This is a genomic window from Kosakonia oryzendophytica, from assembly GCF_027886705.1.
Lineage (GTDB): Bacteria > Pseudomonadota > Gammaproteobacteria > Enterobacterales > Enterobacteriaceae > Kosakonia > Kosakonia oryzendophytica.
The window spans coordinates 2237066-2249369 of the sequence record NZ_CP115659.1; the positions used below are offsets into that span (position 1 = coordinate 2237066).

10 protein-coding genes are annotated in these 12304 nt (G+C 55.2%); 4 read left to right on the forward strand and 6 right to left on the reverse strand.

Features of this window, described 5'->3' with window-relative positions; genetic code table 11:
- The first annotated feature begins 250 nt into the window (after nucleotides 1–250).
- On the forward strand, nucleotides 251–1900 hold the full coding sequence (gene mqo / locus O9K67_RS10950; RefSeq protein ID WP_061496448.1) for a malate dehydrogenase (quinone): 1650 nt from the start codon (nucleotides 251–253) through the stop codon (nucleotides 1898–1900).
- A gap of 81 nt (nucleotides 1901–1981) precedes the next feature.
- On the opposite strand, the gene O9K67_RS10955 is transcribed toward mqo, so the two are convergent.
- Complete coding sequence (locus O9K67_RS10955) at nucleotides 1982–3334, reverse strand: MFS transporter (protein ID WP_061496447.1); 1353 nt, start codon at nucleotides 3332–3334, stop codon at nucleotides 1982–1984.
- 456 nt (nucleotides 3335–3790) lie between these two features.
- Complete coding sequence (locus tag O9K67_RS10960) at nucleotides 3791–5554, reverse strand: sigma-54-dependent Fis family transcriptional regulator (RefSeq protein WP_061496445.1); 1764 nt, start codon at nucleotides 5552–5554, stop codon at nucleotides 3791–3793.
- 272 nt (nucleotides 5555–5826) lie between these two features.
- Here O9K67_RS10960 and exaC point away from each other — a divergent pair, with 272 nt between their 5' ends.
- Together exaC and adhP are read left to right on the forward strand one after the other, a co-directional pair.
- Nucleotides 5827–7347, forward strand: coding sequence for an acetaldehyde dehydrogenase ExaC (gene exaC / locus O9K67_RS10965; protein ID WP_061496443.1), 1521 nt, complete (start codon nucleotides 5827–5829; stop codon nucleotides 7345–7347).
- Between the two features lie 27 nt (nucleotides 7348–7374).
- The gene (gene adhP / locus O9K67_RS10970; protein WP_061496441.1) at nucleotides 7375–8406 is read left to right on the forward strand and encodes an alcohol dehydrogenase AdhP; all 1032 of its coding nucleotides are present in this window, start codon (nucleotides 7375–7377) and stop codon (nucleotides 8404–8406) included.
- 40 nt (nucleotides 8407–8446) lie between these two features.
- Here the strand turns inward: adhP and O9K67_RS10975 are convergent, their stop codons facing one another.
- A complete protein-coding gene (locus tag O9K67_RS10975; protein ID WP_061496439.1) occupies nucleotides 8447–9331 on the reverse strand; it encodes an alpha/beta fold hydrolase in 885 nt (294 codons plus the stop codon).
- 86 nt (nucleotides 9332–9417) lie between these two features.
- Here O9K67_RS10975 and O9K67_RS10980 point away from each other — a divergent pair, with 86 nt between their 5' ends.
- A complete protein-coding gene (locus tag O9K67_RS10980) occupies nucleotides 9418–9765 on the forward strand; it encodes a MerR family transcriptional regulator (RefSeq protein WP_061496438.1) in 348 nt (115 codons plus the stop codon).
- A 51-nt stretch (nucleotides 9766–9816) separates the two neighbouring features.
- Here the strand turns inward: O9K67_RS10980 and gap are convergent, their stop codons facing one another.
- The 3 genes from gap to O9K67_RS10995 form a co-directional block, all read right to left on the reverse strand.
- Entirely contained in the window at nucleotides 9817–10827 is a 1011-nt protein-coding gene (gene gap, locus O9K67_RS10985; RefSeq protein WP_061496436.1) for a type I glyceraldehyde-3-phosphate dehydrogenase, read from the reverse strand.
- A 79-nt stretch (nucleotides 10828–10906) separates the two neighbouring features.
- Nucleotides 10907–11887 carry a GlxA family transcriptional regulator gene (locus O9K67_RS10990; protein ID WP_061496434.1) on the reverse strand — a complete coding sequence of 327 codons (981 nt, stop codon included), beginning with the start codon at nucleotides 11885–11887 and terminating at the stop codon, nucleotides 10907–10909.
- Between the two features lie 137 nt (nucleotides 11888–12024).
- The gene (locus O9K67_RS10995) at nucleotides 12025–12270 is read right to left on the reverse strand and encodes a hypothetical protein (protein WP_061496432.1); all 246 of its coding nucleotides are present in this window, start codon (nucleotides 12268–12270) and stop codon (nucleotides 12025–12027) included.
- Nucleotides 12271–12304: the final 34 nt, after the last annotated feature.

Below are 12304 nucleotides of genomic sequence, written 5' to 3' on the forward strand. Positions count from 1 at the left end.
GAATAATACCACCCGCCGCGACGCCTTCCCGTTTTATTTATTTCTGCCCGACGCGTAATATTTCCGTTAAGTTAATGCAATGCGAAGAAATTAATTCCACACAAAATGAAGATGCTCTTTTTTTAATTAAAAAAAGTAACCCGCTATTTATTGCAGCATTTAGCGCAATTGTGAATGGTATTTTAAAATAACGTAAAAGTGCGTTAATATATGTCCACACGAAATTTACTCGCTATGTAACGATATAATTATGCCTGCAATGAAGAAGACAACTATTTCGCTGACCGCGGTAGCGTTGCTGGTCGCTTCGATGACTAACGCGTACGCGGAAGAGACACAAAAAACCGATTTTCTGCTGATTGGCGGCGGCATTATGAGCGCCTCACTGGGTACCTGGTTGCAGGCGCTGCAGCCAGACTGGAAGCAGGTGATGGTGGAAAAACTGGATGGGGTGGCGCTGGAGTCCTCCAACGGCTGGAATAATGCCGGCACCGGTCACTCTGCTAATATGGAACTGAATTACACACCGGAGCGTCCCGACGGTTCTATTGATGTCAGCAAAGCGCTCGAAATTAACGAGCAGTTTATGATCTCCCGCCAGTTCTGGACAGCGCAGGTTAAGCGCGGCGTTCTCAATAATCCGCACTCGTTTATTAATTCAACCCCGCATATGAGTTTTGTCTGGGGCGATAATGTGAATTATCTGGCAAAGCGTTATGCCGCATTGCAGCAGACCACGTTATTCCAGGGGATGAAATTCTCCACCGACCATCAGCAAATTAAACAATGGGCACCGCTGGTAATGGAAGGGCGCGACCCGCAGCAGAAAGTTGCCGCGACCTGGACGCCCGTCGGTACCGACGTCAACTACGGTGAAATTACCCGCCAGTTAGTGGGTAGCCTGAAAAAGAGCAGCAACTTCACCCTGCAAACCTCATCGGAAGTGACCGATTTTAAACGCAATGCCGATAACTCCTGGCATGTGACGATTAAAGATGTTAACAACGGCAACGAACACGCCATTGATGCGAAATATGTCTTTATTGGCGCGGGCGGCGGTGCGTTGAAACTGCTGCAAAAAACCGGCATCCCGGAAGCTGACAACTATGCAGGCTTCCCGGTTGGCGGTTCCTTCCTGATGACGGAAAACCCGGCGATCACCAGCCAGCATCAGCAGAAAGTGTATGGCCAGGCTTCCGTGGGTGCGCCGCCGATGTCCGTTCCGCACATTGATGCCCGCTTTATTGATGGCAAACGTGTCGTGTTGTTTGGGCCGTTCGCCACCTTCTCGACCAAGTTCCTGAAAAACGGCTCATTCTTCGACCTGCTGAGCACCACCACCACCAGCAATTTTATGCCGATGACCCATGTGGGGCTGGATAACTTTGATCTGGTGAAATACCTGGTGAGCCAGGTCATGCTGAGTGATGACGACCGTTTCGAGGCGCTGAAAGAGTACTACCCGAATGCGCGTAAAGAGGACTGGAAATTGATCCAGGCGGGACAGCGTGTACAAATCATCAAGAAAGATGAAGACAAAGGCGGGGTGCTGAAACTGGGCACAGAAGTGGTGGTCGATCAGCAAAAAACCATTTCCGCCTTGCTGGGGGCGTCGCCAGGTGCATCCACTGCCGCACCGATCACGCTGAATGTGATCAAGAAAATGTTCCCGGAGCAGTTTGCCTCGCCGCAGTGGCAAAGCAAAATCCACGAAATCGTACCGAGCTATGGCCAGGAGATGAACGGTAATGTGGCGCTGACCCAGAAGGTCTGGGATGACACCGCCGCGACGTTACAGCTCGCCAAACCGCCGGTGATCCAGATGAATACCCAGGGTGCTGCGCCTGCTCCGGCAGAGCAGAAACCTGCCAGCGCGCCACAGCACGATATGGCGCTGTAAATGAAAAAAGCCTCTGTTCGCAGAGGCTTTTTTTTGCGTTGCTATTTCCCGCGTTTGGGGCCGACAGAAAATGTCCGGTAATTACTGCTGCGCACCGGTTTTTTTCAGCTCAATACGTTTGATGGGGCCGACAATCACCACAAAACTGAAAATCGCAATCAGGGCATGGACGGCCACGAACACCAGCGCCCACTCAAAATGTCCGGTCGCTTTGACAATATAGCCAATCACGACTGGCGAAATGATCCCTGCGCAGTTGCCGCAGAGGTTAAAGAATCCGCCAGCCACACCCGCCATCTCTTTCGGCGCGGTATCCGACATAACCGCCCAGCCCAGCGCGCCAATCCCTTTCCCAAGGAATGCCAGCGACATAAAGAACACCACCAGGTAAATCGAGTCCACGTAGTTACAAAACACCATGACCATCGACAGCAGCATGCCAAGGACAATCGGGGTTTTACGGGCAATCGACAGCGACTGGGTGAGACGCAGAATGCGATCCGAAATGACGCCGCCCAGTAACCCGCCAAGGAAGCCACATATCGCCGGGATGGCGGCAATAAATCCCACCGTCTTGATATCGAGCCCTTTTTCCATCGCCAGATAGAGCGGGAACCAGGTGATAAAGAAAAACGTCAACACGTTTATGCAGTACTGACCGAGATAGACACCCAGCAGCATACGGTTGGTGATCAGCTGCTTAAACGCGCCAAAATCCACTGCCGGGCCACTCTTCACTTTGCGCTGATCCATATCCACCAGCGCGCCGCCCTGGCGGATATAGTCGAGCTCTTCGCTGTTTACCGCAGGGTGATTTAACGGGTTATGCACCACTTTGGCCGCCGCGAAGGTGATCACAATGCCCAACGTACCCATAAAGATAAAGATTGATTGCCAGCCGTAATTCAGTGTCAGCCAGCCCATGATGGGGGCAAAAATGGCGGTGGCGAAATATTGTGCAGAGTTAAAAATGGCCGCGGCGGTCGCGCGCTCTTTTGACGGGAACCAGGCGGCGACAAAACGGCTGTTGCCCGGCATTACCGGCGCTTCAAACAGGCCAACCAGGAACAGCAGAATGGTGAAGCAGATAATGGCGCCGAAGCCATGGAAGATCTCCACGCAGCCTTGCAGCAGGGTGAAGACTGACCACATGCACAAGCCACAGAGGTAGACTTTTTTCGACCCAAAACGGTCCAGCAGCCAGCCGCCAGGAATTTGCGCCAGGCAGTACGCCCAGGCGAAGGCGGAGAAGACCCAGCCCATTTGTCCGGGGTTAATGCCTAACGCGGCGGACATATCTTTGCCAGCAATCGCCAGCGTCGAACGATCCCCCACGCTTACCGCGGTAATAATGAAGAGAATAATAACGATATGCCACCGGACATTCGTTTTTTTGGCGTGCGCAACACCCTCAAGATTATTAACCTGACTCATATGAAACCACCTTAAATTTAAATGAAATCCAAAAATGCCAATAATGGATTCATTTCATTTCGGTGTTACTGAAGTGAATACATTATTAACATCACGGAAACGTGATCTGCTTTTATTTAATGTGGCGGTGAAATCGAATGGATTGTCCAGTTCATGATGACGTGGGTAAACGATAGGATTAACGCCATAGCGGGGCAATGTGCATTTGCATAACAAAGCGATTTCTTTTTTCATTTCTTTACGTTATGCGAAATGTAGTTTGAAGTTGATCACAAAAAAGCACTTGAGAAAGGATTTTTTCAGGGGGATTGGCCCGTCCTCTTTTTCAGCAGATTGTTTCTATTCCTGGCGTACAAAAAACGCTTTCGCACTGGGGATTGCGGTCTGGTGTTTATTCTCTTCCATAAATGAAAAATGCGACCCGCGTGGTCGCATTTTCTGATGGATATGAGTGTGTCAGCCCGCCTGGCGTTTTTCCAGCCGCCGGTAAAGTGTGCTGCGTGAAATGCCCAGTTTTTTGGCGGCGAGACTCATATTCCCTTGCGCTTCAGCAATCGCGCTCTGCTCATCCACCTGCGCCACAACAGGCTCAGGTGGCCGGGCAAGCGGCATTTCACCCGGCAGATCGGCCAGCGTGATGCGATCGCCATCTTCTGCCAGTGCCATTAACACGCGTAACTGACTGAGTAGCTGGCGCACATTGCCGGGCCAGGGGCGGCGGGCAAGGGCGCTGACGACCTCATCACTCAGCGTCAGGTCGCGGCAAGGCGCGCCCAGTTCATGCCACAATTTGTGGATAAAGCGCTCGAGCTGTGGCCATTCGCGCAGCGGGGGAATGCGCACATGAAATTCCTGAATGCGATACAGCAAATCCTCGCGAAACAGCCCTGCCTGTACCCGCGTGGTTAAATCCTGGTGGGTGGCGCAAATCAGGGCAAAATTCACGTTCCAGGTACTGTTTGCGCCAAGCGGAGTCACTTTTTTCTCCTGCAACACCCGTAACAACCGGGTTTGTAGTGCCAGCGGCATATCGCCTATTTCATCAAGAAACAGCACGCCGCCATCGGCTTCACGACATTTACCGATATAACCTTTCGGACTGGCACCGGTAAATGCGCCAGGGACATAACCAAACAGTTCGGATTCGATCAGGTGTTCCGGCAATGCAGCGCAGTTAATGGCGACAAAGTTGCCGTTACGCCACTGGCTACGGGTGTAGAGCTCGCGCGCCAGATACTCTTTGCCACAACCAGTTTCGCCTGTCACACACAGTGCGATACCCGCGTTGACGATACGCAGCGCTTTCTCTTTTTCGACGGCCAGCCCATCCTGCGGTTGCGTCGTACCGCGCCCGCTGTAACGGCGGGCTGGCAAGGTTTGTCGGGTGTAATAGCGCCGGTGATTACTGGCATCCTGGATGCTCTCACCCGCGCGCACATCGATGCCGGGGAACAACGTGTCAATATTCAGCACGCCAAAGTGCCCACAAGTCAGGGAGAACTCATCCATTGCCAGTTTGTTCGCGCCGAGCAGCGTGGTGTCTTCAAAAATCAGTAGCAGTTCGCGGGCGCTACCGAGCACCGCCTGGTCATGATGCAGACTGAGCAGCCAGCGATTCGCACCCAACGCGCTCATGGTCCACGCATGTTCTATCTCACATACTGCACGACGGATAAGCGCCGCCGCATCGCGCCGCGGGGCCAGCGCCGGGGTCGACAGATCCAGCACACCGGCAATGTGCCCGTCCGGGCGAAAAACCGGTGCAGCAGAGCAGAACAACCCGGCGTTGCGGTTAAGGTAATGCTCGCCGCCGGAGACTTCGCAGTGTTGCTGCAACGCCAGCGCTGTGCCTATCGCATTCGTACCGCGTGCATGCTCTCCCCACAGATTGCCCGGCGAAAGCGCGTAGCGTTGGGCTTTATGCAGAAAATCGTTGTTGCCGTGGGTTTCCAGCACCAGGCCGGTGGCATCGGACATCACCATTATCGAGGGATGACTCGAAAGCTCCGTCGCCAGACGCGACAGCATCGGCGTAACAAGATGTTTTACCCAACTGTTTTCCGCTCGCGCATCTTTTAACTGGGTACTGGCGACCCACGGCTGGGCGTCATCATCGCGGGTCAGTCCGTAACTGAGACTGCGTTGCCAGGAGTCTTCAAGCTGACAGGGTAGCCCGACAGGGGATTGAGCGGGGGCTAAAAACCGTGCGCGTTGCGGCATGTGACTCTCCGGCGGTTAGGGTGTTGCATTTATATAGCACAAAGGTGTCGCGCTTGTAGCGATGTGCAACACACTTCCTGGAGAGAATCCCGGGGCTCTGTATCAAAATGATACAGCGCGAACTTCCCAGACATTCCTAATAGATTGATTTGAAAGCAAAAAACGGATTTTTAATCCATGGGTACGATACTGGCATAAGAACTGCTTATGTTCCCCTGTCCGCATGTGAGCGAGACGCCTCACCTGTACCGATAATAAAAGAGGAACATCTTATGAAATACGCTCATCCTGGCCACGCCGGCGCGAAAGTCTCTTTTAAACAACGTTATGGAAACTACATTGGCGGTAAGTTTGTTGATCCGGTGGAAGAGCGCTGGTTCACCAATACCTCACCAGTGACCGGAGAGGTAATCGCTGAGTTTCCACGTTCTGATGCAGCGGATATCGAAAAGGCTCTGGACGCAGCGCATGCTGCCGCCGACGCCTGGGGAAAAACAAGCGTGCAGGATCGTGCCAATGTGCTGCTGGCCATTGCCGACCGCATTGAAGCCAATCTGGAAATGTTGGCCTTAACCGAAACCTGGGACAACGGTAAACCGATCCGCGAAACCCTCGGGGCGGATCTGCCACTGGCGGTTGACCACTTCCGCTATTTCGCGGGCTGTATTCGTGCACAGGAGGGGACAGCGGCGGAGATCGACAGTAATACCGTCGCTTACCATATTTATGAGCCACTGGGTGTCGTGGGGCAGATTATTCCGTGGAACTTCCCGCTGCTGATGGCGGCCTGGAAACTGGCTCCGGCGCTGGCGGCGGGGAACTGCGTGGTGTTAAAACCGGCGGAACAAACGCCGCTGGGGATCTGCGTACTGATGGAGTTGATTGGCGATCTCCTGCCTGCTGGCGTACTCAATGTGGTGCACGGCTTTGGTACGGAAGCCGGTGAACCGCTGGCGCGCAGCAAACGTATTGAGAAAATCGCGTTTACTGGCTCCACGCCTATCGGGCGGCATATTCTCTCCTGCGCAGCGGAAAACATTATCCCCAGCACCGTCGAACTCGGCGGCAAATCGCCAAACATCTACTTTGAAGATGTCATGAACGGTGATGAAGGCTTTATCGATAAAGCCGTGGAAGGTGTGGTGCTGGGCTTCTTTAACCAGGGCGAAGTCTGTACCTGCCCATCGCGTGTGCTGGTGCAGGAGTCCATCTATCCGCAGTTCGTTGAAAAAGTCATTGCCCGCATGGCCAACATCCGCAAAGGCGACCCCTTTGACACCGACACGATGATCGGCGCGCAGGCCTCGCAGGAGCAGTACGACAAGATCCTCTCGTATATCTCTATCGCCCGCGATGAAGGCGGCGAAATCATTACCGGTGGCGCGCATGTGGAGCATGGCGGCGGGTTGCAAAACGGTTTCTATATCCAACCGACGTTGATCAAAGGCCATAACGGCATGCGCTGCTTCCAGGAAGAGATTTTTGGCCCCGTGCTCGGGATCACCACGTTTAAAGATGAAGCCGAAGCGTTGCGTATTGCCAACGATACCGAATTCGGTCTGGGGGCCGGTGTGTGGACACTGGATATCAATCGCGCCTGGCGTATGGGACGCGGCATTAAAGCGGGACGTGTCTGGACCAACTGTTACCACCTCTACCCGGCGCATGCCGCGTTTGGGGGGTATAAAAACTCAGGGGTCGGCCGCGAAACGCACAAGCTGGCGCTGAGCCACTATCAGCAGATCAAAAACCTGCTGGTGAGCTACAGCGGTTCACCGCTGGGACTGTATTGATAAACCACATCAGGATGAGGTGATGACATGCAACTGAAAACCATGAAAGCGGCGGTGGTCAAAGCGTTTGGTCAACCGCTGGTGATTGAAGAAGTGATGGTGCCTGGCGTTGAGCCAGGCAAAATCCTCGTGAAAATTGAAGCCACGGGGGTGTGCCATACGGATCTGCATGCCGCAGACGGTGACTGGCCAATCAAACCCAACCCGCCGTTTATTCCCGGTCATGAAGGGGTGGGCCGTGTTGTGGCGGTCGGGCCAGGGGTGAAGCATGTAAAAGAGGGCGATCGCGTTGGGGTGCCGTGGCTCTACTCCGCCTGCGGTCATTGTGAGCACTGCCTGGGCGGGTGGGAAACCCTCTGCCATTCTCAGCAAAACGCGGGTTACTCGGTCAACGGTACTTTTGCGGAATATTGCCTTGCGGATGCCAGCTACGTCGGCATCCTGCCGGACAATGTGGAGTATCACAGCATTGCGCCGATCCTCTGTGCGGGCGTGACGGTCTACAAAGGTTTGAAAATGACCGAAGCCCGGGCGGGTGAGTGGGTGGTGGTCTCGGGCATTGGCGGGCTGGGTCACCTGGCGATTCAGTATGCGGTGGCGATGGGTATGAACGTCGCGGCAGTGGACATCGATGACGATAAGCTGGCGTTTGCCCGCCGTCTGGGCGCATCGGTGGTGGTCAATGCGCGGCAGGAAGATCCCGGCACGCGTTTCCACACCGAGTTTGGCGGCGCGCATGGTGTGCTGGTCACCGCGGTTTCGCCGAAGGCATTTGAACAGGCGACAACCATGATGCGTCGCGGCGGCACAATGGTGCTGAACGGATTGCCACCGGGCAAATTCGATCTCTCTATCTTTGATATGGTGCTGGATGGCATTACCGTTCGCGGCTCGATTGTCGGAACGCGCAAAGATTTGCAAGAGGCGCTGGATTTCGCCGGGCGGAATAAAGTGCATGCGGAAATTGCCGTTGAGCCGCTGGAGAACATCAACAGCATTTTTGAACGTATGCGCGCCGGGAAAATCACCGGGCGTATTGTTGTCGATATGTCGAAATAACCGCCTGATAAAACGGGGCACAATGCCCCGTTTTTTTCATTCAGCGTAACGCATCCGCAAACGCCGCAAGCTGGCGGTTAAAGCGCTGCGGTTCCTCCACAAACGGGGCATGCCCGGAATCCGCATACAGTGTCGCTGCGATCGTTGGATTGACGCTACGCGCCCGCGCCAGTGATGTTTGCGGGTTGACCAGCCGATCTTTCGCACCGTAGATAAACTGCACCGGGACGGTGGCTTTTCCCAGCCCGCGCTCAAGATCGACATGCATTGAAGGCACGGCACGCTGCATCTCCCAGGATGCCAGTGCGGCGTTTGCCAGCAAGCGTTGAAAGGTCACCTCGTCCGGCTGCTGGTGGAAACAGAGTCGCAGAAATGCCCGTTCGCCATCAAGGTGGGTACGCAAATCAGGCGAGATCATCGCGGCATACACCTGCGGGTGTGGTGGGATCTGTTCCGGTGCCAGTTCCACGACGCCATCTACGTACAGCGCTCCGCCAATGTGGCTATCGCCAAACGTGGCCAGATAGTGGCTGATAACCGCACCACCGAGCGACCAGCCGACCAGCATCGGGCGTTGCGCAGCGCTCCCCTCTATCACCGTGGCGACATCATCTGCCCAACGTCGGCCTTCACTGTAAGCGGTAGATTGCATGGGTTTTGCCGAGAGCCCGTGGCCGCGTAAATCAAAACTGATTAAGCGGAAGCGCTGTAGCTGCGGATCCCGCCACTGTTTTTCCCAGTTAAGATGACTGCCCAGCAGGCCATGAATAAAAATGATCGGCTGCCCTTGCGGGTTGCCGGTTTCCTGCACTGCCAGTGTGACGCCATCCGGGGCGGTGACGGTGTACTGTTTTTCGCTGGCAAACAGCGAAACGGATACGAAAAGCAGTACGGTGCACATAGAACGGTAAACGGATAACAGCATAAATTGTTCCTCCTCGTGGGTGTTCGCGGCTATCCTCAACCCTGACACTGGTGTCAGAGTCAAGCGGTAACGAAGGAGAAGGTGAGATGCTATCCATTGGCGATGTCGCCCGGCAAACGGGCGTCAGCGTACGTTCCATCCGTCATTATGATCGGCACGGGTTGTTGTGCTCCACGCGTGCCTGTAATGGCTATCGCTACTTTCCGCCTCAGGCGGTGGAGCAGGTGCGCCAGATCCAGCAACTGATTGCCACCGGCTTCAGCCTTGCTGAAATTGCGACGTTTCCGGCCTGTATGCGTAACGTTGAAGGGGCGGCGTTCTGCCCGCAAACCCGTGCACTACAGCGCAAGCGCTTAGCGGCCATTGAAACGCAAATCGCGGCGCTTGAGCGTCGTCGTGTCCAATTGATGGCAGCGCTGGCTGACGAGCAATAAAAAACGACGCCCTTGGGCGTCGTTCCGTTCAGTCAGGGTAAGCAGAGACGATCACAAACCGCGTTTTGCCATTACCTGCGCCAGTTCAACCAGGCGGTTGGAGAAGCCCCACTCGTTATCGTACCAGGCAAGGATTTTCACCAGATTGCCGCCGATCACCAGTGTCGATAAGCCATCAATGATGGAGGAGCGCGGGTCGCCCTGGTAATCGCTGGAGACCAGCGGCTCGTCGCTGTAACCCAGAATGCCTTTCAGCGGCCCGGCTTCTGCCGCGTTGCGGAAAGCGGCATTCACCTCATCGACGGTCACGTCGCGTTTGAGGGTCACGGTCAGGTCAACAATGGAGACCACGGGTACCGGAACACGCAATGAATAACCGGTCAGACGCCCCTCCAGTGCCGGGATCACTTTACCCAGCGCCTTCGCCGCGCCGCTGGAGTACGGCACGATAGACAACGCGGCCGCCCGCGCGCCACGCAGATCTTTTTCCGGCTGGTCGTGCAGCGCCTGGCTGTTGGTATAGGCATGGGTGGTATTCATTAACCCGTGCTCAATACCGAAGGTCTGGTGCAGCACCTGCGCCGCCGGAGCAAGGCCGTTAGTGGTGCAGCTGCCATTACTGACCACAAAATGGCGCTGCGGATCATACTGCTCATCGTTGACACCTAACACGATGGTCAAATCATCGTTTTTACCCGGCGCGGAGATAATGACGCGTTTCGCGCCGCCGTGCGTGATGTGGACGGCCGCTTTTTCACGGTCGGTAAAGAAGCCGGTTGCTTCAATCACAATATCCACGCCTGCGTCGCGCCACGGAATATTTGCCGGATCGCGCTCGCTGAAGACGCGTACTGCTTTTCCGTCGACCCATAATTGCCCCTCGCCAGCGTCCACCGGCACGGGCAGGGTACCCAGCAGCGAATCGTGTTTCAGTAAATGCGCCAGGGTTTTACTGTCGGTCAGATCGTTGATGGCCACAATATCCACCTCTGCGTTGCCCAGCGCTGCGCGCAACACATTACGCCCGATCCTGCCAAAACCATTAATGCCGACCTTTACCATGATTGACTCCTTCTTATGCGGTATCTGCGTTTACTGTAGGTCGGCGTTGATTTGGCGTAAACGACAAAAAAGGATCACTTTACGCCAGATTGCGGCTGTGGAAGCGCTGGCGATATTCGCCGGGCGTCAGGTGAAGCTGGCGCTCAAAAATGCGTCGCAGATTAATACTGCTGCCAAAACCGCTGGCTTCGGCCACGCGTTCCAGCGTATCGCGGGTCTGCTCCAGGCGGTTGCGTGCCTCGGCCAGGCGCGCTTCGGCAACATAGCGCGCAGGCGGCGCGCCGGTTTCACGGGTGAAAACGCGGGTGAAATTGCGCGGGCTCATTGCCACGCGTGCAGCCAGTTTCTCCACGGATAAATCCCCGGCCAGATTGGCGAGGATCCAGGTTTGCAGCTCACTGATAGGCCCGCTGCTGTTGGCCGGTTGCAGATGAAAACGGCTGAACTGCAACTGCCCTCCGGGGCGATGCAGGTACATCACCAGATCCTGTGCCACATCACGGGCGAGCGTAAAACCATAGTCGTCCTCCACCAGCGCCAGCGTCAGATCAAAACCGGAACTGACACCGCCGGACGTCCATACCGGGCCGTCCTGAATATAGAGCGGGCCGTGTTCTACCTGGACGTGGGGGAAGCGTGCTTGCAGGGTGTCCAGCAGCCGCCAGTGGCTGGTGGCACGACGCCCGTCGAGCAACCCTGCTTGCGCCAACAGCATGGCGCCGCCGCAGATGGAAACTACCCGCCGGGCATGAGGGGCGGCAAGCCGCAACCAGTCTACTACCGCAGTGCCTTCTTCTTCATCCACACCGCGGCCGGTGATCATGATGGTATCCCGGGGTTCGCGGGGATCAAGTTGCGGAAGTCGGTAGTCGGCCAGCAGATTTAACCCGGACTGACCATGAATAACCTGGTGGGGTTGTGTGGTGGCGAGAGTGATTTGATAGCGTGGCTGAGACGTGCCGTCCGTATGCAGTCGGTTGGCTTGCATCAGAATATCGGCAACACCTGCGGCTTCGAATAGCATGCCGCCATCAGGGACAATAATCAGGAATGTTTTCATGTCCTGAAAAGTACGCCAATAACATTATAAGTCAACAGGCGTGACGTCGACATTGTGATGGGCCAGGGCCGTGTGCGAAAAAAACACCCGGAATGGGCATTCCGGGTAAGGACAACAAGGCACGACACATCCGTTAATTATTCGTTGCCATCGCCGGGTTGTTTGCGATTCGCCATGGTGGTAACCAAATACTGCTGAACGGGATCAAGGCGTAAGTCCACATGCTCCTCATCAAGCTGTGGGCTATTGCTTGCTTCACCGCTGGTGACAAAGGGTTTATAAAGGCGGTCATGTGCGAATTCGTCCTGGATCAACCAACCGACTTCCGCACTGGCACGTTGGTTAACGAGGACGTTTCTGACGCGTTTAAGTTTGTTCTGCATGCGATTTCCTCCACCGGCGCAGGCATCTTCGTCT